Origin of the sequence: Butyrivibrio sp. AE3009 (assembly GCF_000420845.1) — a bacterium.
Taxonomy (GTDB): domain Bacteria; phylum Bacillota; class Clostridia; order Lachnospirales; family Lachnospiraceae; genus Butyrivibrio.
In genome coordinates, this window is record NZ_ATVS01000015.1 from 68,567 (window position 1) to 94,350 (window position 25,784).

At 40.7% G+C, this 25,784-nt stretch carries 29 protein-coding genes; 27 read left to right on the forward strand and 2 right to left on the reverse strand.

Annotation, left to right across the window (positions count from 1 at the left end; all coding sequences use genetic code 11):
• Nucleotides 1-38: 38 nt before the first annotated feature.
• The 24 genes from G588_RS0109730 (at nt 39) to rsfS (ending at nt 20,418) form a co-directional block, all read left to right on the forward strand.
• Nucleotides 39-2,237 carry a DNA gyrase/topoisomerase IV subunit A gene (locus G588_RS0109730; RefSeq protein WP_051139932.1) on the forward strand — a complete coding sequence of 733 codons (2,199 nt, stop codon included), beginning with the start codon at nt 39-41 and terminating at the stop codon, nt 2,235-2,237.
• A complete protein-coding gene (gene rsmD, locus G588_RS0109735) occupies nt 2,234-2,788 on the forward strand; it encodes a 16S rRNA (guanine(966)-N(2))-methyltransferase RsmD (protein WP_022778549.1) in 555 nt (184 codons plus the stop codon). The genes G588_RS0109730 and rsmD overlap by 4 nt, the downstream gene beginning before the upstream one ends.
• On the forward strand, nt 2,788-3,309 hold the full coding sequence (gene coaD / locus G588_RS0109740; protein ID WP_022778550.1) for a pantetheine-phosphate adenylyltransferase: 522 nt from the start codon (nt 2,788-2,790) through the stop codon (nt 3,307-3,309). Before rsmD ends, coaD begins: the two co-directional genes overlap by 1 nt.
• 21 nt (nt 3,310-3,330) lie before the next feature.
• Nucleotides 3,331-4,008 carry a vacuolar family H+-ATPase subunit H gene (locus tag G588_RS0109745; protein ID WP_022778551.1) on the forward strand — a complete coding sequence of 226 codons (678 nt, stop codon included), beginning with the start codon at nt 3,331-3,333 and terminating at the stop codon, nt 4,006-4,008.
• 68 nt (nt 4,009-4,076) lie between these two features.
• Nucleotides 4,077-4,808: a pseudouridine synthase gene (locus G588_RS0109750; RefSeq protein WP_022778552.1), complete on the forward strand. Its 732-nt coding sequence runs from the start codon at nt 4,077-4,079 to the stop codon at nt 4,806-4,808.
• Between the two features lie 27 nt (nt 4,809-4,835).
• Nucleotides 4,836-5,441 carry a hypothetical protein gene (locus tag G588_RS0109755; protein ID WP_022778553.1) on the forward strand — a complete coding sequence of 202 codons (606 nt, stop codon included), beginning with the start codon at nt 4,836-4,838 and terminating at the stop codon, nt 5,439-5,441.
• Nucleotides 5,442-5,450: 9 nt separating this feature from the next.
• Nucleotides 5,451-6,446, forward strand: a complete 996-nt coding sequence (locus G588_RS0109760) for an RluA family pseudouridine synthase (RefSeq protein WP_022778554.1) — start codon at nt 5,451-5,453, stop codon at nt 6,444-6,446.
• Between the two features lies 1 nt (nt 6,447).
• Complete coding sequence (locus tag G588_RS0109765) at nt 6,448-6,987, forward strand: Holliday junction resolvase RecU (RefSeq protein WP_022778555.1); 540 nt, start codon at nt 6,448-6,450, stop codon at nt 6,985-6,987.
• Nucleotides 6,988-7,102: 115 nt separating this feature from the next.
• Nucleotides 7,103-8,218 (forward strand): ATP phosphoribosyltransferase regulatory subunit, encoded by a 1,116-nt coding sequence (gene hisZ, locus G588_RS0109770; RefSeq protein ID WP_022778556.1) that lies wholly within the window; start codon nt 7,103-7,105, stop codon nt 8,216-8,218.
• An 11-nt stretch (nt 8,219-8,229) separates the two neighbouring features.
• Nucleotides 8,230-8,865 carry an ATP phosphoribosyltransferase gene (gene hisG / locus G588_RS0109775; RefSeq protein WP_022778557.1) on the forward strand — a complete coding sequence of 212 codons (636 nt, stop codon included), beginning with the start codon at nt 8,230-8,232 and terminating at the stop codon, nt 8,863-8,865.
• 3 nt (nt 8,866-8,868) lie between these two features.
• Nucleotides 8,869-10,158 (forward strand): histidinol dehydrogenase, encoded by a 1,290-nt coding sequence (hisD, locus tag G588_RS0109780; protein ID WP_022778558.1) that lies wholly within the window; start codon nt 8,869-8,871, stop codon nt 10,156-10,158.
• A 172-nt stretch (nt 10,159-10,330) separates the two neighbouring features.
• Complete coding sequence (gene hisB / locus G588_RS0109785; protein WP_022778559.1) at nt 10,331-10,933, forward strand: imidazoleglycerol-phosphate dehydratase HisB; 603 nt, start codon at nt 10,331-10,333, stop codon at nt 10,931-10,933.
• Between the two features lies 1 nt (nt 10,934).
• Complete coding sequence (gene hisIE, locus G588_RS23280; protein ID WP_022778560.1) at nt 10,935-12,221, forward strand: bifunctional phosphoribosyl-AMP cyclohydrolase/phosphoribosyl-ATP diphosphatase HisIE; 1,287 nt, start codon at nt 10,935-10,937, stop codon at nt 12,219-12,221.
• Between the two features lie 9 nt (nt 12,222-12,230).
• Entirely contained in the window at nt 12,231-14,111 is a 1,881-nt protein-coding gene (locus G588_RS0109795) for a TIGR03960 family B12-binding radical SAM protein (protein ID WP_022778561.1), read from the forward strand.
• Nucleotides 14,104-14,835, forward strand: a complete 732-nt coding sequence (locus G588_RS0109800; RefSeq protein WP_022778562.1) for a TIGR03936 family radical SAM-associated protein — start codon at nt 14,104-14,106, stop codon at nt 14,833-14,835. Before G588_RS0109795 ends, G588_RS0109800 begins: the two co-directional genes overlap by 8 nt.
• A gap of 4 nt (nt 14,836-14,839) precedes the next feature.
• A complete protein-coding gene (locus tag G588_RS21540) occupies nt 14,840-15,994 on the forward strand; it encodes a ribonuclease E/G (protein WP_022778563.1) in 1,155 nt (384 codons plus the stop codon).
• A 109-nt stretch (nt 15,995-16,103) separates the two neighbouring features.
• Nucleotides 16,104-16,406 carry a 50S ribosomal protein L21 gene (gene rplU, locus G588_RS0109810; RefSeq protein WP_022778564.1) on the forward strand — a complete coding sequence of 101 codons (303 nt, stop codon included), beginning with the start codon at nt 16,104-16,106 and terminating at the stop codon, nt 16,404-16,406.
• A gap of 1 nt (nt 16,407) precedes the next feature.
• A complete protein-coding gene (locus tag G588_RS0109815) occupies nt 16,408-16,737 on the forward strand; it encodes a ribosomal-processing cysteine protease Prp (protein ID WP_022778565.1) in 330 nt (109 codons plus the stop codon).
• Nucleotides 16,738-16,740: 3 nt separating this feature from the next.
• Entirely contained in the window at nt 16,741-17,028 is a 288-nt protein-coding gene (gene rpmA / locus G588_RS0109820) for a 50S ribosomal protein L27 (protein ID WP_013280832.1), read from the forward strand.
• 112 nt (nt 17,029-17,140) lie between these two features.
• Nucleotides 17,141-18,499 carry a GTPase ObgE gene (gene obgE, locus G588_RS19810; RefSeq protein WP_022778566.1) on the forward strand — a complete coding sequence of 453 codons (1,359 nt, stop codon included), beginning with the start codon at nt 17,141-17,143 and terminating at the stop codon, nt 18,497-18,499.
• Nucleotides 18,496-18,807 (forward strand): ribosome assembly RNA-binding protein YhbY, encoded by a 312-nt coding sequence (gene yhbY / locus G588_RS0109830; protein ID WP_022778567.1) that lies wholly within the window; start codon nt 18,496-18,498, stop codon nt 18,805-18,807. Before obgE ends, yhbY begins: the two co-directional genes overlap by 4 nt.
• Before the next feature lie 51 nt (nt 18,808-18,858).
• Nucleotides 18,859-19,467 (forward strand): nicotinate-nucleotide adenylyltransferase, encoded by a 609-nt coding sequence (gene nadD, locus G588_RS0109835; RefSeq protein WP_022778568.1) that lies wholly within the window; start codon nt 18,859-18,861, stop codon nt 19,465-19,467.
• Complete coding sequence (yqeK, locus tag G588_RS0109840; protein ID WP_022778569.1) at nt 19,464-20,045, forward strand: bis(5'-nucleosyl)-tetraphosphatase (symmetrical) YqeK; 582 nt, start codon at nt 19,464-19,466, stop codon at nt 20,043-20,045. The genes nadD and yqeK overlap by 4 nt, the downstream gene beginning before the upstream one ends.
• Nucleotides 20,046-20,055: 10 nt before the next feature.
• Entirely contained in the window at nt 20,056-20,418 is a 363-nt protein-coding gene (gene rsfS, locus G588_RS0109845; RefSeq protein WP_026668696.1) for a ribosome silencing factor, read from the forward strand.
• A 43-nt stretch (nt 20,419-20,461) separates the two neighbouring features.
• Here rsfS and lexA read toward each other — a convergent pair whose 3' ends face one another.
• Nucleotides 20,462-21,079 carry a transcriptional repressor LexA gene (gene lexA, locus G588_RS0109850; RefSeq protein ID WP_022778571.1) on the reverse strand — a complete coding sequence of 206 codons (618 nt, stop codon included), beginning with the start codon at nt 21,077-21,079 and terminating at the stop codon, nt 20,462-20,464.
• Between the two features lie 196 nt (nt 21,080-21,275).
• On the opposite strand from lexA, the gene G588_RS0109855 reads away from it, so the two are divergent.
• Together G588_RS0109855 and G588_RS0109860 are read left to right on the forward strand one after the other, a co-directional pair.
• Complete coding sequence (locus G588_RS0109855) at nt 21,276-21,695, forward strand: LysM peptidoglycan-binding domain-containing protein (protein WP_022778572.1); 420 nt, start codon at nt 21,276-21,278, stop codon at nt 21,693-21,695.
• Between the two features lie 72 nt (nt 21,696-21,767).
• Nucleotides 21,768-23,297: a DHH family phosphoesterase gene (locus G588_RS0109860; RefSeq protein ID WP_022778573.1), complete on the forward strand. Its 1,530-nt coding sequence runs from the start codon at nt 21,768-21,770 to the stop codon at nt 23,295-23,297.
• A 28-nt stretch (nt 23,298-23,325) separates the two neighbouring features.
• Here G588_RS0109860 and G588_RS0109865 read toward each other — a convergent pair whose 3' ends face one another.
• Nucleotides 23,326-24,390 carry a tyrosine-type recombinase/integrase gene (locus G588_RS0109865; RefSeq protein WP_022778574.1) on the reverse strand — a complete coding sequence of 355 codons (1,065 nt, stop codon included), beginning with the start codon at nt 24,388-24,390 and terminating at the stop codon, nt 23,326-23,328.
• 111 nt (nt 24,391-24,501) lie between these two features.
• On the opposite strand from G588_RS0109865, the gene G588_RS19815 reads away from it, so the two are divergent.
• On the forward strand, nt 24,502-25,632 hold the full coding sequence (locus tag G588_RS19815; protein WP_196804969.1) for a D-alanyl-D-alanine carboxypeptidase family protein: 1,131 nt from the start codon (nt 24,502-24,504) through the stop codon (nt 25,630-25,632).
• Nucleotides 25,633-25,784 lie beyond the last annotated feature (152 nt).

Below are 25,784 nucleotides of genomic sequence, written 5' to 3' on the forward strand. Positions count from 1 at the left end.
TGGAAGATAGAATTATAAAAACCGAATATTCCGACCTTATGCAGAAATCCTTCATAGATTATGCCATGAGCGTTATCGTAGCCCGTGCGCTTCCTGATATAAGAGACGGCCTTAAACCGGTTCAGAGAAGAACACTTTACGATATGTATGAGCTGGGCATCAGATATGACAGGCCCTACAGAAAGAGCGCCAGAATCGTGGGTGATACAATGGGTAAATACCACCCTCACGGTGACAGCTCTATCTACGACAGCCTTATTGTAATGACTCAGGACTTCAAAAAGACGGTTCCGCTGGTAGACGGCCACGGTAACTTTGGCAACATCGAGGGTGATGGTGCTGCTGCCATGCGTTATACGGAGGCAAGACTATCCAAGATAACGCAGGAGAACTTTCTTGAAGATCTGGACAAAAATGTTGTTGATTTCGTTCCAAACTTTGATGAGACCGAGAAAGAGCCTTCAGTTCTTCCGGTAAAAATCCCCAACTTCTTGGTAAACGGATCTGAGGGTATCGCAGTAGGTATGGCTACCAGCACACCGCCTCATAATCTTGCAGAGGTCATTGATGCTGAGATTGCATATATTCAGGATGACTCTTTAACAACAAGAGATCTGATGAAGTATATTAAAGGGCCGGATTTCCCCACAGGAGGAATCGTCATCAATAAAGATGAACTCCTTAGTATCTATGAAACCGGAACCGGCAAGATAAGACTTCGCGGAAGGGTAACCACCGAGAAGGGCAAGAATGGACATATCAATCTTGTTATAACCGAGATTCCTTACACCATGATCGGCATGGGTATCGGTAAGTTCATGGCTGATGTGGCTGAGCTTGCGGAAAAGAAGATCACTAACGACATTGTTGATATCTCCAACCAGTCTTCCAAGGAAGGCATTCGTATAGTAATCGAGCTTAAGAAGGATACTGATGTAGATAACTTCACCAATCTTCTTTACAAGAAGACTAAGCTCGAAGATACTTTTGGTGTTAACATGCTGGCTATTGATAACGGAAGGCCGGAGACCATGTCTCTCAAGGAAATAATGAGAGCATGCGCCGATTTCCAGTTTGAAGTTGCCACCAGGAAATATACAACACTTCTCAAGAAGGAACAGGAGAAGAAAGAGATTCAGGAAGGCCTTATCAAGGCTTGTAATGTAATCGACCTTGTAATTGAGATCCTCAGAGGCTCAAAAGACAGGCCAATGGCTAAGAACTGCCTTGTTAACGGCGTAACCGATGGTATTAACTTCAAGTCAAGAGAATCCAAGGCAATGGCATCTCAGCTTCTTTTTACAGATGCACAGGCAGATGCTATTCTTGATATGAGACTGTACAAGCTCATTGGTCTTGAGCTTGATGCTCTCGTTAAAGAGCATGAGCAGACCGTTGCCAATATCTATCGATATGAAGATATTTTGGAGAGCCATGAATCCATGTCTCTTGTAATACAGGATGAGCTTAACAAAATCAAAAAGGAATTCAAATCTCCCAGAAAGACCGAGATAGACAATAGAGAGAATGCTGTTTACGAGGAAAAGCCTGTAGAAGAGATCGATGTTGCCTTTATCATGGACAGATTTGGATATGCCAAGACTATTGATGTAAACACCTATGAGAAGAACAAGGAGACAATCGAGAGTGAGTTCAAGTTCTCCTTTGTTATGAAGAATACCGGCAAAGTATGCTTCTTTACAAATACAGGTAATCTTCATACAGTTAAGGCAATGGATCTGCCTCAGGCCAAAATGAGGGATAAGGGCGTTCCGATAGATAACATCAGTAATTTTGATACTGCCAAGGAGACAATAGTCCTTGCTGCAAGTCAGTCAGACCTTAATCTGTACAGACTGATGTTTACCACTAAGATGTCAATGATGAAGATCGTTGATGGTGGTGAGTTTGATGTTTCCAAGAGAACCGTAGCCGCAACCAAGCTTGCTGACGACGATGAAGTAGTAAAAGTTGAGGTTCTCCATGAGCAGAAGACTGTTATTCTGCAGTCGAATGACGGATTCTTCTTACGATTCTATGTTGAGACCGTACCTGAGAAGAAGAAAGCTGCTGTAGGCGTAAGAGGCATGAGACTTGGTAAAAATGATTTCGTAAGGGATGTATATTTCCTTAACGATATGGAAGAGAAGGCCATCGACCACAATGACAAGAAACTTGAACTTGGCCATCTCAAGGTAACCGGCAGAGATACGAAGGGAACAAAGGTAAGATTATGAGAGTAATTGCAGGCTCTGCAAGAAGATTGAAACTAATAACCCCCGACGGTAATGACACAAGACCTACCCAGGACAGGATCAAAGAGACGCTTTTTAATATGATCCAGCTTCAGGTTCCGGGTTCAGTGTTTATTGACCTTTTTTCGGGAAGCGGTGGAATCGGTATTGAGGCCCTTTCAAGAGGCGCCAAAAAAGCATATTTTATAGAAAACGCTACAAATGCCGTAAAATGTATAACCACCAATCTTAAGACCACGCATTTTGAAGATGTGGCTACTGTTCTTAAACAGGATGTTGTCATCGGCCTTAGGAATATCCATGAAGAGGAAGCTGATATCATATTTATTGATCCTCCTTATCACGAGGATCTCTACGAGAGAACACTGGCTCAGCTTGCCACTATGGATTACGTTACACAGTACACGATGATCATTATAGAGAGTCCTCTTGAGATGGATTTCTCTTTTGTAGTGGATCTGGGACTGGAAGTAAGACGTGAAAAAGAATATAAGACAAACAAGCATGTCTTTATCTACAGAAAGGAAAAGTAATGAAGATAGCCGTTTATCCCGGAAGCTTTGATCCTGTAACCTATGGTCACTTGGACATTATAAGGCGCGCCTCCAGAATGTTTGACAAAGTAATAGTGGCGGTTATGTTCAATTCAGCCAAAACTCCATTGTTTACCCTTGATGAACGTGTTAAAATGTTAAGAGAATCTGTAAAAGACCTTAATAACGTCGAAATAGATTCCTTTGGCGGGTTAATGATCGACTACTGCAAGGAGCGCGATATTCACATAGTTATCAGGGGACTCAGAGCGATAACAGACTTTGAATACGAGCTTCAGATAGCTCAGACCAACAAGGAGCTGTCTCACAATGAAGTCGATACTGTCTTTTTAACAACTTCCTTGGAATATTCTTATCTGAGCAGTTCGGTGGTAAAGGAGATAGCAAGCTACAATGGAGATATCACACCTTGCGTTGCGCCCTTTATCGCAGATTCTTTGTATGAAAAATTTGGACACCGAAAGGATACTACTACATCCGACCACGAAGATCGGAAATAAAAAGTAGGGGGATTAAATAATATGACAAGCAGGATTGAACAGCTGATTGATGAAATCGAGACATATATTGATAATTGTAAGCCTCAGCCTCTTTCCTCAACCAAGATAATCGTTAACAAAGAGGAGATTGATGAGCTCCTTAGAGAGCTTCGCAGCAAGACTCCTGAAGAGATAAAGAGATATCAGAAGATCATCAGCAACAAAGAAGCCATTTTGAATGATGCCCGTCAGAAGGCACAGGCTCTTATTGATGAAGCAACAGTTCATACCAATGAGCTTATTAACGAGCATGAGATCATGCAGCAGGCATATGCACAGGCCAACGAAGTGGTTTCTCAGGCTGCCAAGCAGGCCAAGGAGATCCTCGACAATGCAATGAACGAAGCCAATGAGATGAAGGCTTCAGCAGTACAGTATACAGATCAGCTCCTTGCTGGAGTTGAGGATGTTATTTCTCAGTCAATCGATGCCAGCAGCCGAAACAATGATGACATCATTGAAGCTATCAAGCAGCACAGCGTCGATATGGTACAGTCTGTTACTGCAAGCAATGACAGCATTCTTTCAGCGCTTACACAGTACAGCGAGATTATTCGTTCCAACAGGGCAGACCTTCGTCCACCGGTGGCTGCCGGCGCAGATCAGAACTATGTACAGCCCGCAGCTGAGGAATCCATAAATCTTGATATGCTTAACTAATACATATACAAGGCTGCCGCATTTGCGACAGCCTTTCTTTTGATAAGATTTGGAAAAAGGGTGACTATATGAGACTGGACAAATTTCTTGGCACCTATGATATAGGCACAAGGAAGCAGATTAAAGAGTATCTTAAGAACGGCAGATGTACCGTCAACGGCGAAGTTATTACCAAGCCGGATGTTCATATCAATGAGAACAGCGATAAGGTTGCATTTGACGGTATAGTTCTTGAATACAGTAAATTTCATTATTTTATGCTATACAAACCTGCCGGTGTTGTTTCAGCCACTACAGACGGCAAGAACACAACTGTTCTTGATCTTCTTGCGGATGAAAATGTTAAGGGTTTAAGCCCTGCCGGAAGGCTCGATATTGATACTGAGGGACTGCTTCTTTTAACAGATGACGGAGGACTGATTCATTGTCTTCTTTCTCCCAAAAAGCATGTAGACAAAGTGTATGAAGTTCACTTAAGGGAGGTGCTCTCAGAATCTGATTCCAAGAAGCTTGAGACCGGAGTTAACATCGGTGATTACAAAGATGATGGCAGTCCTGATCTTACTCTTCCTGCTAAAGTAAGCGATGCCGGTATCGATGAGGACGGACATCCGGTTGTTCATCTTACAATCCATGAAGGCAGATTTCATCAGGTTAAGAGAATGATGGAAGCAGTGGGCAACGAAGTTTTGTTTTTAAAAAGATTGTCCATGGGGCCTCTGCAGCTCGATGACAACCTTCATCCCGGAGAGTACAGAAAGCTCACCGATGAAGAGCTGAAAGCTTTGGATATTGAATAAATACTGGTTAATTGGAGTTTTTCATATATGAGTTCTAAGGTTTATAAAGGTGAATTTGGTTATATCAAATACAGAAGGAAGGTTGCGATCATTAGAACCGCTATCTGCCTGATTGCCGCAATTGGTATGTATGTTACAGGTCTTCTGTTATTTAAGACACAGAAAAACGGTATGAGTATCATTGCAGCTCTCGGATGTCTTCCCACAGGCTGGAGCGGTGTGAATCTTATCATGCTTCTGAAAGCAGCTTATTGCAGCGATGCAGATCATGAGAAGATTGAGGCCTGCAAAGGTGATCTTTTGATCCATTACGATCATGTTATAACATCCTATGATACCAACTACAATATAGCAGCATCCACAGTTCTGGATAAAAATATCTGTCTCTATGCATCTGATGATAAGCTTGATATTCACGACTGCGAAAAGCATATCAAGAAAATGATTGCCCAGAGCGGCTATTCCAGCTACAGTATCAAGATTTTCAAGGATATTGATCAGTTCTGTAGTAGACTATCTCAGCTTGAAAAGCTTCGAAGCGAGAAAAACATTGATCCCAAGGCAATTGAGGATGCCTGGGTTCCCGGAACGGTGGAGACAGCTGCTTCGGTACTTTTATCAATTTCACTTTAACGGAGTGTTATGAAGGAAATAGTTATTGGTGCAAATCAAATAGATAAGAGATTAGACGGTTTTCTTAAGGCCTATCTGCCTGAAGCTTCCACCGGATTCATATACAAGATGCTAAGGAAGAAAAATATTACTCTCAATGGCAAGAAAGCTTCCGGAACAGAGAAACTAAAAGTAGGAGATAAGATCAATATCTTTTTCTCTGATGAGACTTTTGAGAAGTTCAAGGGAAAGAGTAACCAAGATAGTAGTGCTGAGCCTTTTACCGATAAAGAAATCAAAGATATTAAAGCTCTCGGCAATATTTCAGTAATATATGAAGACAATAACATTATTCTTGTTAACAAACCTTCCGGAGTGCTTACTCAGAAGGCAACTCCCAAAGATGTCAGCCTAAATGAATGGCTTATCTATTATTTGTACAGCAAAAACGAAGTTACGGCTCAGTCACTTGATACCTACAGACCCTCTGTCTGCAACAGATTAGATAGAAATACCAGCGGTCTTGTTATCTGTGCCAAGTCACTTTTAGGAGCCAGAACCATGAATAAGCTCCTTAAGGACAGAAATGTAGATAAATACTACCGAACAATTGTCAGTGGTAATCTCAAAGAGCCTGTCAGGCTGACCGGATTCCTATATAAGGATGAAGAGAAGAATAAGGTATTTATAAAAAAAGAGGACCCTAAGGATGATCGCTATTCCTATATAGAGACCTACTATCAGCCTCTTTTATACAATGAAGAAAATGATCTTACCCTGCTGGAGGTTAAGCTTATAACCGGTAAACCCCATCAGATCAGAGCTCATCTTGCCAGTATTTCCCATCCGATTATAGGTGATGTAAAATACGGCGGAAGAAAAATCGGAGGTCTTAGATCACAGCTTCTTCACAGCTACAGACTTAAGTTTCCCAATGATCTGCCGGAGGAATTTACGAGCATCATGGGAAAAGAATACAAGGCAGAACTTCCGGAGATTTTTGGTAAGTTCTTCAGAGAGGGATAATATGCCAACCTGGAAATCAAGGGGTCTACGTGGTTCAACATTAGAAGATATGATAAACAGGACTAATGAGCGCTATCAGGAGCTGTCTCTGGCGCTCATTCAAAAGATTCCTACGCCTATTACTCCTATCAATATTGAGAAGGAGACAAGGCATATAACTCTCGCATATTTTGATCAGAAAAGTACCGTGGACTACATCGGAGCAGTCCAGGGTATTCCCGTTTGTTTTGACGCAAAGGAATGCGCTGCCACTACCTTTGCACTTGAGAATATCCATCCCCATCAGGTTGCGTTCATGGATAGCTTTGAAAAGCAGGATGGTGTTGCTTTTTTTCTTATCTATTATACAGGCAGAAATGAGTTCTATTATTTACCCTTCAGAAAATTAAAAGAATTTTGGACACGAGCACAGGAAGGCGGCCGTAAGAGCTTTAGGAGAGATGAACTTGATGATGAGTTTATTATCAGATCTCCAGGAGAAAACGGCCTTCTTATCCCATATCTTGATGCAATACAAAAAGATCTTGATCTTCGCGATTAAATCACCGCAGTATAAATTGTTGACAATAATCTGGCTATAAGATAAAATCTTTATTATATTAGCGAATTATCACACTACCACTGTACCATGTGAAAGCGTTTGAAATGAGGTGTTTATGACTAAAGTGCTATTACATACCCCTGATGGTGTAAGAGACATTTACGGAAGAGAGTGCAGCGACAGAATTCTTGTCAAAGAGAAAATCCACGACAAAATGAAGCTTTTTGGCTATGAAGATATGGAGACTCCTACTTTTGAGTTCTTCGATGTTTTTGCTGAGGAGATCAATGCTTCAGATGCCAGAGAATTATACAAGTTTTTTGATAAAGAGGGTAACACTCTGGTTCTTAGACCTGACTTTACTCCATCTGTAGCAAGATGTGCCTCAAAGTCCATGCTTGAGAACGGAACCCCTATAAGAGTTGTATATCAGGGTAAATCTTTCCTTAATACATCCAACTTTCAGGGCAAACTTAAGGAGAACTATGATATCGGCGTTGAGCTGTTTAATGACGATTCTGTATATGCCGACGCTGAGATGATAGCTCTTCTTATCGAATCTCTTAAGAGCTCAGGCCTTACCGATTTCCAGGTCAGCATCGGTGATGCTGATTATTACAAAGGAATCTGTGAGGAAGCTGGAATTGATGCCGAGACTGAGAGTCTTATCAGAGAACAGATAGTTCAGAAGAACTATTTTGCTGCTGAGAGTATTATGGTTGAGCGTAACATCCAGGATAAATACAGAAATCTTCTTGTGAAGGTATCTGAGTTTATCGGTTCAGATGAGGCTCTTGATAATGCTGAGAAAGAAGTTTCCAACAAGAGGTCACTGTCAGCAATTAGGCGCCTCAAGAGCTTGTATGGGGTACTTAAGGAATATAACTGCAGCCAATATGTCTCCTTTGACCTTGGAATGCTGAGCAAATTCAACTATTACACAGGTGTTATCTTCAGTGCTTATACCTATGGCGTAGGAGATGCAATTGCCAAAGGCGGAAGATACGATTCACTTCTGGGTAAATATGGTAAGGATGCACCTGCCATCGGCTTTGTTATCATCCTGGATGACCTTATGTCAGCTCTTTATAGACAAAATGTAGAGATTGAACACGAAGATGAAGTGGTTATCTTAGAATTTGATGAGAATAGTTTTGAGGCACAGCTTTCGGAAGCTGCGGATCTTCGTAAATCAGGTCAGAAAGTTGCCCTTTGTTACAAGAAAGGTTAATTGGTGAATATATGAGATATCTTACATTTGCCCTTGGAAAGGGACGACTTGTGGATTCCACAATGGAGATACTTAATAAATGCGGTATTCAGTGTGAAGAGATCCTGGACAAGAAGACCAGGAAGCTCATTTTTACAAATGAAGAGCTTAAGCTTAAGTTTTTCCTGGCAAAGGGACCGGATGTTCCTACCTACGTTGAATATGGCGCAGCTGATATAGGAATTGTTGGCGCTGACACAATTATGGAAGAAAATAGACGTGTTTACGAGGTCCTTGATCTTGGCTTTGGCAAATGCAGAATGTGTGTCTGCGGACCTCATGAGGCAAAAGAGCTTCTCGAGCATCGCGAGATGATAAGAGTAGCCAGCAAATATCCTAATATTGCCAAGGATTATTTCTTCAATAAGAAGCATCAGACAGTTGATATTATTAAGCTTAACGGCTCAGTTGAGCTTGGACCGATCGTTAATCTATCAGATGTTATTGTTGATATTGTTGAGACCGGATCCACTTTAAGAGAGAACGGTCTGGAAGTTTTGGAAGAGATTTGTCCCCTGTCTGCAAGAATGATCGTCAATCAGGTCAGCATGCAGATGGAGACAGAACGTATCAGAAAGATTATTAATGCAATGAAGGAGAACCTTTGATATATGAGAACCGTTAGTTTAAATGAAGAGACCAAAAATGAACTTCTCGGCAATCTTCTCGGAAGAAATCCCGGAAGTTACTCCGAATACGAAGCAACTGTTAATGAAATAATCACGAACATAAGAAATAATGGTGACAGTGCGTTATTTGATTACACCAAGAAGTTTGATAAATGTGACATAACAGCTGATAACATTCTGGTTACCAGAGCGGAGATTGACGAAGCTTATAAGAAGCTTGCACCTAAATTTGTTGAGGTTATGAAAAAGAGTGCCGAGAACATCCGCGTATTCCACGAGAAGCAGAAGAGGAATTCCTGGATCGACACCAAGGAAGATGGCAGCATCTTAGGACAGAGAATCCTGCCTATTGAAATCTCCGGCGTTTACGTACCCGGTGGTAAGGCTGCTTATCCTTCAAGTGTTCTTATGAATGTAGTTCCCGCTAAGGTTGCAGGCGTAGAGAGAATTGTGATGTGCACACCTCCCGGTAAGGACGGAAGTGTTAATCCCGGAACTCTTGTTGCAGCAGATATAGCAGGTGTTACCGAAGTATATAAAGTAGGTGGTGCTCAGGCAATCGCTGCAATGGCTTTTGGAACAGAGAGTGTACCAAAGGTTGATAAAATAACAGGCCCCGGTAACATTTTTGTTGCTCTTGCCAAGAAGGCGTGTTTCGGTCACGTATCAATTGATTCTATTGCCGGCCCCAGTGAGATCCTCGTTCTTGCTGATGAAACTGCCAATCCCAGATATGTGGCAGCGGATCTTTTATCTCAGGCAGAACACGATGAGATGGCAAGTGCTATTCTTGTAACAACTTCAGCAGATTTGGCAGAAAAAGTTTCAAGCGAGATTGATGAGTTTCTTAAGACACTTTCAAGAAGTGATATAATTAAAAAGTCATTGGATAACTACGGTTATATTTTTGTGGCTGACAACATGGAAGATGCAATTGATGCAGCCAATGCTGTTGCATCTGAGCACCTTGAGATAATAACCAAGAATCCTTTCGAGGTTATGACCAAGATCAAGAATGCCGGTGCCATCTTCCTTGGAGAATATTCATCAGAGCCTCTCGGAGATTACTATGCAGGCCCCAACCATATTCTTCCGACCAACAGAACCGCAAGATTCTTCTCACCTCTTAATGTAGATGATTTCATGAAGAAGACAAGCATTATCGCTTATTCCAGAGAAGGGCTTGAGAAGGTTCATAAGGATATAGAACTTTTTGCCAAAGAAGAGGGCTTGACCGCACACGCAAACTCGATATCCGTAAGGTTTGACTAATACGGTTAACATTATTATATACTGACTGATATGGTTAATATCGATAACATATCAACTGTAATCATAATAATTGCAAGTGAACTTTCTAAATTATCTATAAAATGCAAGTTTTATAATTTGTTAATAATTTAAACAACAATATTTTGTTGATTTGCCTAGGGAGATACTAATTATGGATATCCGAAATGCAAGCCGAATTGCAACTGTAAAACGCAGTACAAAAGAAACTGATATCGAAATAACCTTGAATCTGGACGGTTCAGGGCAGGCTGATATCGATACAGGCATAGGTTTTTTTGATCATATGCTTGATGGTTTTGCAAGACATGGTCTTTTTGATCTTACAGTTAAAGTTAAAGGTGACCTTCGGGTTGATGGACATCACACCGTTGAAGATACCGGAATTGTGCTTGGAAAGGCTATTGCAGAAGCGCTTGGCGACAAAAAGGGTATTAAAAGATATGGATCTATGATTCTTCCGATGGACGAAACTCTTGTAATGAGTGCTGTAGACCTGTGTGGCAGACCGTATTTCGTAATGGACGCTGATTTTGCTGCTCCTATGGTTGGTGAATTCGACACACAGCTGGTAAGAGAGTTTTTCTATGCAGTATCCTACAGCGCAGCTATGAATCTCCATCTTCGTGTAATCACCGGACTCAACGATCATCACAAGATAGAAGCTCTGTTCAAGGCCTTTTCCAAAGCATTGGATGAAGCATCCTCTTATGATTCCAGAATTAAGGACGTTCTCAGTACAAAAGGAGCATTATGATATGAATTACAAAAAGCTTTTTATCCCCTGCATATATTTAAAAGACGGTAAAGCCATGACTGATATGTCAGGCGATGCAGTTTTGATTGATTCTGCTGTAGAAGCAGCAACAAGGTTTAGTGATCTCGGTGCAGATGAGATTCTTGTTTTCGACCTGTCAGAACCCGGCAATGACAAAGCTCATGAAAAAGCTATGGATGATCTTAAGGACATCTGCAAAGCCTCTGACGTTCCCGTAATAGGTGCCGGCAATGTTAAGCGTATGGAGGATATAAAAAAGCTCCTTTATGCAGGCTGCAAAAGAGCGTGCCTTGATTATTCCGATGGTAAGAACGTTGAGATAACAGAAGAAATTTCAGATAAATTCGGCAAGGATAAGATACTTATCACTTTTTCATCTTCGGACGATATTTCTGCTAATTTGGATAAAGTCAGAACTTATAGCACCGAGCTTATCTGTTTAAATGATTATTCAGCTATTCCTGCTGATGCTGAACTTCCGGTTATTTGTGTGCTTCCCGAAGCGTTTGCAGGTAATTTATTCGATGTTTTGCAGGACGAGAAAATTTCCGGTGTGAGTGGTCCATATATTAACCAGAATGCTGAAAAAATCGATGCATACAAGTCCGATTGCATCAAAAAGAGCATTCCGATTCTTGTTCTGGAGCCTGAATTTTCTTTTGAAGATCTTAAGAAGAACTCAGACGGCATGGTTCCTGTAATTGTTCAGGATTATCGTACGGATCAGGTTTTGATGCTGGCATACATGAACGAAGAAGCATATAATAATACATTGAAGACAGGAAAAATGACATATTTTTCCCGTAGCAGAAACCAGCTATGGTTAAAGGGCGAAACCAGCGGACATTTCCAATTTGTTAAGTCATTGTATGCCGATTGCGACCTGGATACCATCCTTGCCAAGGTTAAGCAGGTGGGTGCTGCCTGTCATACCGGCAGTTACTCATGCTTCTTTAACAAGATCGCCGAGAAAGATTATAACGAAAAGAACCCGCAGAAGGTCTTGGACAGTGTATATGAAGTTATCAAGGATCGCAAAGTCAATCCAAGACAAGGTTCATACACCAATTACCTTTTTGACAAAGGCATTGATAAGATTCTTAAGAAAGTCGGCGAAGAGGCTACAGAGATGGTTATTGCCGCCAAGAACCCGAATGAAAATGAAGTGGTTTACGAAATGTCTGATTTCCTGTATCATATGATGGTCCTTATGGCTGAAAAAAATGTCAGCTGGGAGGATATAACCGACGAACTGTCAAGAAGATAAGGAAACGATATGAATTATAATTTAGCTCTTACAGACGACATTTTGCTTAGTATCGAGAAACCCGAGAGATATATAGGAAATGAAGTCAACTCAGTGACAAAAGACAAATCAGAGGTGGATATCCGATTTGCCTTTTGCTTTCCTGATGTTTACGAGATAGGAATGTCCCATCTGGGAATTCAGATTTTGTACGGAATGTTTAACTCCTACAACGATGTTTGGTGCGAGAGGGTTTATTCACCCTGGACCGACATGGATGCACTACTAAGGAGCAAAAACATTCCTCTTTTTGCGCTTGAATCACAGGACCCTGTCAAGAACTTTGACTTCCTTGGATTTACGCTTCAGTACGAGATGTGCTATACAAACATTTTGCAGATTCTAGATCTGTCAGGTATACCTTTTATGACAAAGGACAGGACCTGGGATGATCCAATTGTTATAGGTGGAGGTCCCTGCACTTATAATCCTGAGCCTATTGCAGACTTTTTTGATATTTTCTACATAGGTGAGGGTGAAACCAGGTATAGAGAGCTCTTTGACATGTATAAGAAAGCCAGGAGGGACGGCATTTCGAGGGAGGATTTCCTTCATGAGGTTGCTAAGATACCCGGTATGTACGTGCCTTCACTCTTTAATATTTCTTACAAAGAAGACGGAACAATCGACAAGATTGAGACTGTTTATGACGACATACCTTCAACTGTTAAGAAGGAGATGTGTCTTGATCTCGATGAGATGTTTTATCCTACCAAGCCCGTGGTTCCTTATATCAAGATAACTCAGGACAGAGTGGTCCTTGAAGTTATGCGCGGATGCATAAGAGGCTGCAGATTCTGCCAGGCAGGGCAGCTCTATAAGCCGCTTCGCGAAAAGAATGTTGAAAGACTTAAAAAGCTTGCACTGGAAGCTCTTGCCAATACAGGATATGAGGAGATTTCTCTTAGCTCACTCAGCTCCAGCGATTATACGCAGCTTCCTGAGCTTATAGACTTCCTGATAGAGCACTGTAACGAGAAGAAGATAAATATTTCACTTCCATCTCTGCGAATTGATGCTTTTTCCCTTGATGTTATGAGCAAGGTTCAGGATGTTAAAAAGAGTAGTCTTACTTTTGCTCCCGAAGCCGGAACCCAGAGAATGAGAGATGTTATAAATAAAGGACTTACCGAAGAAGATATCCTTAGAGGTTCTGAGCAGGCCTTTTTAGGCGGCTGGAACAAGGTTAAGCTTTACTTCATGCTGGGTCTTCCGGGGGAGACAGATGAAGATATTCTTGGAATAGGCGATATTTCCAACAAGATTGCTGCATTGTATTATGAGACGCTTCCGAAGGATAAGAGAAACGGAAGAGCAATTGACATCGTTGCAAGTACTTCTTTCTTTGTTCCTAAGCCCTTTACACCTTTCCAGTGGGCAAGAATGAACACAAAAGAAGAATTCCTTGATAAGGCTAATAAGACCAGAAAAGGTATTATGGCTCAGATCAACCAGAAGCACATCAAATACAACTGGCATGAAGCCGATGCCAGCATGATGGAAGGAGTTCTCGCAAGGGGCGACAGAAAGCTCTGCAAAGTCATCCTGGAAGCGTACAAAAAAGGTTGTATCTTTGATGCATGGGGTGAATATTTCAAATTTGACGTATGGATGGAAACATTCAAAGAATGCGGCGTTGATCCATTTTTCTATACTACAAGAGAACGTTCAGATGATGAGATCTTCCCTTGGGACATGATTGATTGTGGTGTCACAAAGGCATTCCTTCTCAGAGAATGGCACACCTCTCAGGAAGGCAAAAAATCCTCCAACTGCAGACAGCAATGTCTTGGCTGCGGTGCAGCGGCCTATGGCGTAGGAGTATGTAAGGAGGGCCGAAACAATGCATAAACTGCGACTTAAATTCAGCAAAAACGGTCCGATTAAGTTCATTGGACATTTGGATGTAATGAGATATTTTCAGAAGGCCATCAGAAGAGCAGATATTGATGTCAAGTATTCTGAAGGCTTCAGCCCTCATCAGGTGATATCATTTGCACAGCCCTTAAGCGTAGGTGCTACAAGTGACGGAGAATATATGGATATGACCGTCAATTCCATGGTTTCCACAAAAGATATCATGGATAGGCTTAACAATGTGCTTAACGAAGGGATTAAGATCCTGGCGATAACAGAACTGTCCGAAAGAGATGAGAAGGCCATGACAGCTTCTTTTGCTGCCAGATACAGACTAAACTTCAGAGAGAATATAAGACCGGATTTTGATTGGTGCTCCAAATTTGAAGAATATCTTTCACAGGACAAGCTACCTGCCATGAAGAAGACCAAGAGCGGTGAAAAAGAGATCGATATGAAGCCCATGATCTTTGAATACTGCATAGACAGTGCAAAAGAAGAAGTCAATATTCTTCTTAGCATGAGTAGCTCCGCGACTCTTAAACCCACGCTTTTGTTCGAAGGCTTTTTTGCCTATGTAGGTAAGGAGTTTAACAAAAATGCCCTCGCAATCCATAGAGTAGATATATACAAAGAGGTTATTGAGGGAGAAAAGCGCTTCGCTGAGCCTTTTATATCGGATGATATCAATGAAAGATTCTGTATTACGGAAGTTTAACACTATGAATCAGGGAATGATAATCAAATCCAACTACAAAAACATGCCTGTCGTCACCTGTCTGGTTGATGGCAGGCTTGAATTTCTTTCATTCGTAAGAAAAAGTGACCTGGGCAATTTATATCTCGGCAGGGTGGACCATATCGTTAAGAATATCAACGCCGCGTTCATTCGGTTGTCAAATGATAACATGGGATATCTTTCCCTTAAGAACGTCAATAAATGCTGTGTTCTGAACAGAAAGCTCGGTCCGAAAGATGACCTGCGCCAAGGCGATGAGATCCTTGTACAGGTTGAGTCTGAAGCCGTTAAGACCAAGAAAACCAAACTAACCACCTGCATCAGTGTTTCAGGCAAGTATACGGTAATCACTCTTGGCAAAAACGGTGTAGGTTGTTCTGTTAAGCTTGAAGATGCTGTCAGAAACAGACTTATTGGTATTGTAAAAGAGGATATTTCAAGCATTACTTCTGAGTATCTTGATAGATTATGTGGAGACTGCTTTGGCACAATCATCAGAACTGATGCAGCAGAGCTTGATCCTGATGATGCAGGCGATATACTTATTCAGGATATCAGGAACAATCTTGACAATCTTTTGAACCTTTTAGCTGAAGCGGGCACCAGAAAAGTATATTCCACATTTTCTGAAACTTCATCTGACGAAGATCTCCTTGAGCAGCACATTGCCAAAGCAGAGAACTACATGAAGCTCCACGGTATATCCGATTATGAAATGAAAGATGATTCAGGCATTTGGGGTATTAGCAGCAAGATAGATGAACTATGCAAGAATAAGGTATGGCTTAAAAGTGGAGCTTTCTTGATAATCGAGCAGCTTGAAAGCTTCAATGCAATAGATGTTAATACCGGCAAAGCCATAAACGGCAAAGATGATATCATCAAAAAAGTCAATCTCGAAGCAACTAAAGAGATAATTCGACAGATCAGACTCCGTAACCTTACCGGAATGATATTGATTGATTTTATCAACATGAAGAGTAAGGAAGATAACGAAGAATTGATAGAAGTCATGAAGGATTTATGCAGGAGAGACCCTGTTCATACCTCTTTTATAGATATCACGGGCCTTGGCATAATGGAGCTTATCCGTAATAAAAATGATAAATCGTTAAAAGAAACTTTATTAAACTGTTGACAACATTGATATTAGATGTTAATATATCATGGTATGCCGCTTAACTAGGCATAAGTGGGCCTTTTTGCCCCGCCGAAGTTAGCGAGTTTTTTGAAGAAGGAGGTAACTTATGTACGCAATTATTGTAACTGGTGGTAAGCAGTACAAGGTTTCCGAGGGAGATCAGATCAAAGTTGAGAAACTTGATGTTGAATCCGGAAAAGAAGTAACATTTGATGTTATTGCAGTAAACGACGGTACACTTAAGGTAGCTGACGCTGTTAGCTCAGCTAAGGTTAGCGCAACAGTTGTTGAGCAGGGCCGTGACAAGAAGGTTGTTGTTTACAAGTACAAGAGAAAGACAGGCTATCACAAGAAGAATGGTCACAGACAGCCTTTCACTCTCGTTAAGATCAACAAGATCTCATTATAATATGACATCAATCATTTTCACCAAGACTTCTGATGATAATTACAAGAGCATAGAGTGCAACGGACATGCCGGTTTTGCCGAATACGGCAGTGACATTGTATGTTCCGCAATATCTGTTCTGACTATCAACACTATCAATTCACTTGATAATCTTACCAAGGATGAGATAAGCGTTTTTCAGGACGAAGACAAGGGAATCATTAGATTCGAGTTTAAGGATACCCCGTCTCATGATGCAGAGCTTTTAGTTAGGTCATTCGAACTTGGTATTGAATCAATTTATCAGCAATATGGTAAAAAGTATTTGAACATTAAATTTAGGAGGGAATAAGTCATGATGAATATGAACCTTCAATTTTTTGCTCATAAGAAGGGTGTTGGATCAACCAAGAACGGTAGAGATTCAGAATCCAAGAGACTTGGAGCAAAAAGAGCTGACGGACAATTCGTAAAGGCCGGTAATATTTTATACAGACAGCGTGGAACACACATTCATCCTGGTGTTAATGTAGGAATCGGTAGCGATGATACATTATTTGCACTTGTTGATGGTGTTCTTAGATTTGAGCGCAAGGGCAGAGATAAAAAGCAGGCTAGCGTTCATCCTGTAGAGAATAAGTAATCAGGTATTTAATCGGGCTTCAAACTTACCAATAGTTTGAAGCCTTATTTTTTGAAATAGAATTTGTTATTATATTAATGATACCCGTAAGACTTCATAAGAGGATTTAGACATGCCTGTATTTGTAGATAAAGCTAAAATATTTATTCAGAGCGGAAAAGGCGGAGATGGCCACATCTCCTTCAGAAGAGAAAAATTTGTGGCAAACGGCGGCCCTGATGGCGGAGACGGAGGAAAGGGCGGAGATATCATCTTCAAGGTAGACGAAGGCCTTAATACTCTCGCAGACTTCCACTACGGCGGCAAATACAAAGCCGAAAACGGTCAGGATGGAAACAAGAGACGTTGCCATGGTAAAAACGGCAGCGATCTCATTATCAAGGTTCCGGAAGGAACTGTTATAAAAGAAGCTGAGAGCGGCAAGGTAATTGCCGATATGAGTCGTGATAACAAAGAAATGGTTATCCTTAAGGGCGGCAAAGGCGGAAACGGAAACATGCATTATGCAACCTCCACCATGCAGGCTCCCAAATATGCTCAGCCGGGTCAGCCTTCCCTTGAGCTTGAAGTTCTTCTTGAGCTTAAGGTTATAGCAGACGTAGGTCTTGTTGGATTCCCCAATGTAGGTAAGTCAACCTTCCTTTCTAAGGTATCCAATGCCAAGCCCAAGATAGCAAACTATCATTTCACAACCCTTTCACCTATGCTTGGTGTTGTAGATCTTGATGACGCAAGAGGCTTCGTTGTAGCCGATATTCCCGGACTTATCGAGGGTGCCTCAGAAGGAGCAGGACTTGGTCATGAGTTCCTTCGTCATATCGAGAGAACCAGAATGATGATACATGTTGTGGACGCAGCTTCAACAGAGGGAAGAAATCCTCTTGAGGATATTGAACTCATCAATAACGAGCTTGCAGGCTACAACGCAGATATAACCAAGAAACCACAGGTTATAGCCGCTAACAAGATAGATATGCTTCCCGAAGGTGAGGATGCAGCGATAATTCAGAAGATCAGAGACAAGTACGAACCTCTTGGCGTTAAGGTCTTTGCAATCTCTACCCTAACTGGAAAAGGTGTTAAGGAACTGTTATACTATGTAAGTAGGACGCTTTCAGAGATTCAGGAGAAGCCTATCGTATTTGAACAGGAATACTTCCCTGAAGAGGCACTTAGAAGTGCCGATGAAGCCTTCGAAGTATTCTACGATAAGGACGAGTCCGAATATGTTATTGAAGGACCTAAGATTGAGAAGATGCTTGGTTATACCAATCTTGAATCTGAAAAAGGATTCGCATTCTTCCAGAAATTCCTTGCAGACAACGGAATTCTTGATGAACTCGAGAAGCTCCACATTCATGAAGGTGATACTGTCAGAATGTATGGCTTCAAATTTGAATACTATCGTAACGCAGATACCCAACCGGTGTTTGATGACGGCGATTATGAAGAAGAGGATGAGGATTTATGACACTTACAAGTAAACAGAGAGCTTATTTAAAGAGCCTTGCATCAGACCTTGAGCCTGTATTCCAGATTGGAAAAGCAACTGTTACTCCTGAAATAACAAGCGCTATTGAAGAGACATTCAATACACATGAGCTGGTTAAGATCACAGTACTCAAGAACTGTGTAGAAGATGTTAAGGACGTTGCAGTTACTGTTTCTGAGAGAACCAGATCTGAGCTGGTACAGGTAATCGGAAGACGATTCGTACTATACAAACCTTTTAAGGATGATCCTAAGATCATTTTACCCAAGGCATCCAAGAAGAACTAAAATATTAAATAACACGTGGCAACATCTGACTATACCAGAGGAGGCTTAATTATGGAATGCAGAAGAATTGGTATATTAGGAGGAACATTTGACCCGATACATAACGGTCATTTGCTGCTTGGAGAATCGGCAAGAGAACAATTTGATCTTGACCGTGTAATTTTTATCCCCAACAATCTTGCTCATTTAAAAAACAGAGCTAAAGTCACAAGTGGAGATATAAGATATCAGATGGTTAAAATGGCCATCAGCGACAACCCGTACTTCACATGCTCAAGGCTTGAAATAGACAAGCCGGAGGGATGCTATACAATTGATACAATTCAGGATTTGAAACTTATGTATCCCGGGGACGAACTCTATCTTATTTTGGGCGCAGATTCTGTTATCGGAATCGACACTTGGTACAAAGCAAAGGATCTACTCACATCCTGCATTATTCTCGCAGCAGTAAGAGAAGAAGATGATCTTCCGTCTCTTGACAGGAAGAGAAGAGAACTCAAGAAAATGTATAATGCGGATATTCGTCTGATGACCTTTAACCGAATTGATATCTCCTCAACAGATATCAGAGAGAGAGTTGTTAAAGGCCGCTCCGTAAGGTACATGATGCCTAATGAATGCATTGAATTTATGTGTATCAAAGGATTGTACAAATGAGAATACTTGAGATTTCCCAGAAGCTTCGTAAAGAGCTCGAAAAAGAGTTAAAGCCTGACAGATTTGACCACACTTTGGGAGTGGCATATACAGCAGCCAGTATAGCATTCGTATTCGGTGCAGATGTTGAGAAAGCTCTGATAGCCGGAATGCTCCATGACTGTGCTAAATGCATGTCTCACGAAGAACAGGTCAAGATCTGTGAAAAGAACAAAATCGAGATTACAGAAGTTGAGAGACGCAATCACTCTTTGCTCCATGCAAAAGCTGGAATGTATCTTGCCAGAGCAAAATATGATATTTATGATCCTGAAATTCTGGAAGCAATCAGATGGCATACGACAGGCAAAGAAGATATGTCCCTTCTTGAGAAGATCATTTATATCGCAGATTTTATAGAGCCCAACAGAAGGCCTCTTGAAGGCATGGATGAGATTCGTAAAGAGGCCTTCACAGACATAGACAGATGTCTTGCACACATACTTCACGATTCTGTTCTGTACTTGCAAACTATTGGTAAAGAGTGCGATGAGGCAACAATGAATGCCTATCTGTACTACAAAAAGTTTTATAAATAACGAGGTAAATATGGCAGATTTAGCAGTATCTAAAAAGATGGCACTAATGGCAATTGATGCTCTTGAAGACAGAAAGGGCGAAGATATCAAAGTTATTGATATCAGTACGATCTCAACTCTTGCAGATTATTTTATCATTGCCAGCGGAACTAACGTAAATCAGGTTCAGGCTATGGCCGACAGCGTCCAGGAAGTACTTGGAAGAGCTGGTCATATGACCAAGAATGTTGAAGGCTATGATACCGGAAGCTGGGTTCTTCTTGACTTCGGCGATATCATTGTACATGTCTTCGACAGAGAGAACAGATTATTCTATGATCTTGAGAGAATATGGAGAGACGGTAAGTCCATTGAAAAAGCAGAGCTCGAATGAGCCCTGCTTTTTTATATGGAAAAATCTATATTTATATGAATAATCAATAGAATCTCATGATACCGAATACTTTACCAAGTATCTGACAATCCTCTACAATGATAGGATCCATGGTATCATTCTCCGGCTGAAGTCTTATATGACCATCTTCTTTGTAGAAGGTCTTGACTGTGGCTGAATCATCAATAAGAGCTACAACCTGATCGCCGTTCTTGGCTGTGTTGCACTGCTGAACAAAAATCTTATCGCCGTTAAAAATTCCTGCATTGATCATAGAATCACCCTTAACATTAAGAATAAAGGCATCTGATCCCTTAGGGCACATGCTGGCAGGAATAGGAATATATGAATCAATGTTCTCCTCAGCAAGAATAGGAGTACCGGCAGCCACCTGTCCTATAACGGGAATGCTGACAATCTCTGTTCTTACCATATTGAAACCATCGTCGCAGATCTCGATTGCTCTGGGCTTGGTAGGATCCCTTCTGATATATCCGTTCTTCTCCAATGTCTCAAGATGTGAATGAACAGAAGATGTTGACTTGAGATTAACAGCCTTACAGATATCCCTAACCGCAGGAGGGAATCCTCTTACGAGAGTTTGTTCTTTTATGTAGTCTAAAATTTCCTGTTGTTTCTTAGATATGCTCCCTTTTTCCATGAAAACCTCCTTAATAATCGTTTTTATTAGTATATCACAGCATTTACGCAAAAGCAAATATCTGTTCGGAAAATTTGTTCGGAATATTTGTTCGATTTTTGTTGACAAACAAAAGTATGTTCGATAATATTATTTTAGAACAGTTGTTCCGTACACATGTTTGTTGAAAGTAGCCGATACCGGCTGAGGTGAGAATATGAGTGAGGCAATGAGAGTAGCAGCATCTTTATACAATAATCCCAGATATTTCAGCGAGAGCGAAGAGAGAATCAGACGTAATCAGGTCAGACGTCAGCGCATTGTCAGAAGACAATATTTTGCATTAGGTACAATTATTGCAATAATTATTTTTACATTATGCTTTTCCTTTACAACCATTCTTTCAGGTGCTGAAGGTGAAGATCATGTAACAAATTATAAATATTACAAGACAGTTACAATCCATTCCGGTGAATCAGTCTGGTCCATTGCTAATGATAACTTCGATAGCACTCAGTACAAGTCCATTAATGAGTACATCAGAGAGATCAACAACATCAATAAGCTCCAGTCTGACAGTATCGTTAATGCCGGTGAAGACCTCATCATTCCTTATTATTCTACAGAATTCAGATAAAATATTGAAAAATATTACTTTTTTCACAACAAATACCTCTTCATGTTATATAATGCAAGAAGAGGTGTTTTTATGAAGCTTTCCAGTTTACTTAAATATAACGATATAACGATTCAATGTCATGACAACCCTGATGCAGATGCAATCTGCTCGGGGTATGTTTTGTATAGGTTTTTTGAAAAGCACAAAAAGAGCGTGCGTCTTATCTATTCAGGTAACTTTGAGATTACCAAGAGCAATCTTGTTTATTTGATCAACGAACTCAAGATCCCAATCGAGTATGTAGAGACTCTTAAGATTAGGCCTGAGCTTCTCTTACTTACTGACTGCCAATACGGAGAGGGTAATGTCAAGAAATTCAAGGCTGAGAATGTAGCCGTCATTGATCATCACCAGGTTACCGGCAAACTACCTAAAGAGAACGAGGTCAGAAGTAATCTTGGAAGTTGCTGCTCAGTAATTTGGAATCTTCTGAAAATAGAAGATGAGGAATACTTCATCGATACAGCTGTTGGTACTGCGCTTTATTATGGTCTTTATTCGGATACCAATGCTTTTTCCGAGGTATCTCACCCTCTTGACCGAGATATGATAGATACTTTGCCTTATGATAAGAGCCTTATTCTTAAGCTCAAGAATATGAATCTTACTCTTAAGGAAGCCAGAATTGCCGGTGTCGCCATGCTTGGTGTTGAGTATCATAAGGACCAGCGATACGCGATTCTAAGGAGTGAGCCCTGTGATCCCAATATACTTGGCCTTATCGGCGACTTCATTGTAGCGGTCGATTCAATAGATGTTTGCCTAGTGTACAGTGTACTGTCCTTTGGAGTTAAGTTCTCTATAAGGAGCTGTTCCAAGGAGACTCGTGCTGATGAGTTGGCTTCATATATTGCCAGAAATATTGGTTCAGGAGGGGGACATACCGAGAAATCCGGCGGTCTTCTCAAAAACGAACTTATCATCAAGCATTATTCTGATTATACAGAGATAGATGATGACTCTGCCAGACATTCCATCAGCAATATCATCCGAGAGAGGATGTCGGATTATTTTGAGAACGCTGATATTATCTATGCTATCAATACTACACTAGATACATCCAAGATGAGTCAATACACCACACCTCCTATTATCGTGGGCTATGTACGACCACAAGAATTTATTCAACCCGGTTCCATGGCCATAGTCAGAACTATCGGAGGTGATATTAACGTAGAGATCAAGGATAATACCGTCTTGATCATTAACATCTACGGTCATGTATCCGCCATTTCCGAAGAAAAGTTTAAAAGCAGCTATTCCACGACACGTAAGAAATTTGTTTTGGACATCGCCGATTATCAGCCCACAATCAAGAATGCAGATAATGGTAAGACCTTTGCTCTTATGCCAGTTGCTAAGGCCTGTCTTACTTCCGGTGAGAATAATATCTATGCAAGGAAGCTCAAAAAGACCACCAAAGTTTTCCCATATTGGGATGAAGAGAAGTACATGGTTGGTGAAAAGGGTGATTATATCTGCGTAAATAGAGATGATCCACATGATATGTTCATAATGGATCGCAATATGTTCAAATCTATATACAAGAGCGCAAAATAAAAAGAAGAGGACATCCTCTTCTTTTTTGTCATTTTTCTCTTAGTTTAACCATGTTCGCGGCTCTTCGCCTATTTTCATCATCCTGAGCAGCATAATGCTTTCTGGTCGTATTTACATCTTTGTGACCGAGTACATCTGCAACAAGGTATATATCGCCGGATTCTTTATAGAGATTAGTGCCAAAGGTACTTCTCAGTTTATGCGGCGTTATCTTTTTAAGAGTAGTTACATTCCGAGAGTATTTCTTCACTAGATTCTCAACAGCTCTAACAGTGATTCTCTTATTCTGCATTGACAAGAACAATGCATTTTCACTACCTTCTTCAGGAATCTTAAGCTTTCTGTCTTCCAGATAATTGATCAAAGCCGTTCTTACTTCATCAGGAAAATACACGGTTGTATTATATCCACCTTTTCTGTGAATACGGATTCCGTTGGTTTTAAAATCGATATCATCAATATCAATACCGACGCATTCTGATACTCGTATTCCTGTTCCAAGCAGAAGAGTAAGCAACGCCACATCTCTTAACTTTGTCTTCTCATGATATTTAAGCTGACCCTTGGTAAGCTTATCGCCGGCTTCAACCTGATCAAGGAGAGTTGCTACTTCATCCGGTTCGAGTCTTATGATCTCGTTTTCATGAAGCTTTGGCATCTTCACAAGTTCCGCTGTATTACGCTGAATGAGTTCCGCCTTGTAGAAATATGTGTATAGGCATCGAAGAGCTGACATTTTTCTCTTCTTCCCCTGCTCGGCATTGGTTATCTCTTTGTCTTTCTTCTCATACAAGGATAGATATTCCTGGTATTCCTCAATGTCTTCGCGCTCGATCATGTCAAGAATATCAAGTTTATACTCGGTAATAGCCATATTCTTTAGAGCCGGATTCTTACTATGAAGATACTCAAAAAATGTCCTGAGATCATAAGCATAACCAAGTCTTGTTCTTGCAGATGTTGTAGTCTCAATTCCCCTGAAGAACTGCCTGCAAAAATGTGGAAGAGTATCGAGCACTTCCCTCATTCTGATAGTGTTGAGCTTGTCCTGTTCGTTATAATATTTTTCATCATTTCCAATTTTGTTTTGCATAGTCTAATTATACCATGAACAAGCCAAAATTTAAGTAAAAATGCCACTTGATGGGGCTTTATGTTAAATGATAATATTTATAAGTATTATTTCTATTGGGTGGAGAAAGTTTTGGAGAAAAAAGCAAATTACAGAAAAAAAGACGGTCAGCGTCTGACCGTATCAGAATATAAATCTCGCAGAAAAAAAGAAATCATATTTCACTTAAGTCTTCTTGGAGCAGGTGTACTTGCTCTAATTTTTACTGTCTTCCTAATTATCAGTAAGCTCACCAGCAAATCCCCTGTGGAAGCAGAAGCAGCAGAAAATCCAACAGAAGAAGCAACAGCAGAAATAACTGTTGTTGAGACAATCATTGATGATACTGACTCTTCAGAACCGGAGAATATCAATCCTTTTCTCGAAAAATCTGAGGATGCCCAGAGCTTTTTTGAAGGATATGAGCCCTCAGCGGATTCGATAGCTTATCTCGGAAGTGAAGAAGTAATCAGCAAAAACGCGGTACTTATCAATCTCGATGAAGGCAAGGTAGTAGCTTCCAGAGACGGCGATGTTCGTATTAATCCCGCATCCATGACCAAGATTCTTACATTACTTGTAGCTGCTGAGCATATTGAAGATCTTGACGATACCTATGAAATGACACAGGAAATCGGAGATTTCGTATTCAGCAAAGACTGTAGCCAGGTTGGTTTTTCAGTAGGAGAGAAGGTTACAGTAAGAGATATGCTCTATGGCACAATCCTCCCTTCCGGTGCAGATGCTGCAATGTGTCTTGCAGAATATATAGCCGGCTCACAGGAAGAATTTGTTGCCATGATGAATGATAAGCTGGAAGAGCTTGGAATCTCAGATACCGCGCATTTCACCAATTGTGTCGGAATATATAACGAAGACCATTATTGTACACTTACTGATATGGCAATGATTCTCAAAGCCGCTGAAGAAAACAAGCTTTGTCATGAAGTATTGAATGCAAGGAAATATACAACTTCAGCAACAACCGAGCATCCTGAAGGAATACTTATATCAAACTGGTTTCTTCGTAGAATTGAAGACAAAGATACGCATGGAGAAGTTATAGGTGCCAAGACCGGATTTGTTAATCAGTCAGGTTGCTGTGGCGCCAGCTATCAGATATCTAATGACGGAACTCACTATATATGCGTAACTGCAGATGCTTATAGTTCATGGAGATGCATCTACGATCATGTAGCAATATACGATGAGTATACGAAGTGATTTTTAAATCCTCATGTTTAACAAATTAGTTAGCATGCCCAGTACATTAGCGGTTATGTATACCTAAAATTGCATTCTATATACCATTCTAGATTTCTCAATGTTTAACGAATTAGTTAGCATGCTCAATACATTAGTGGCTTACGTATACC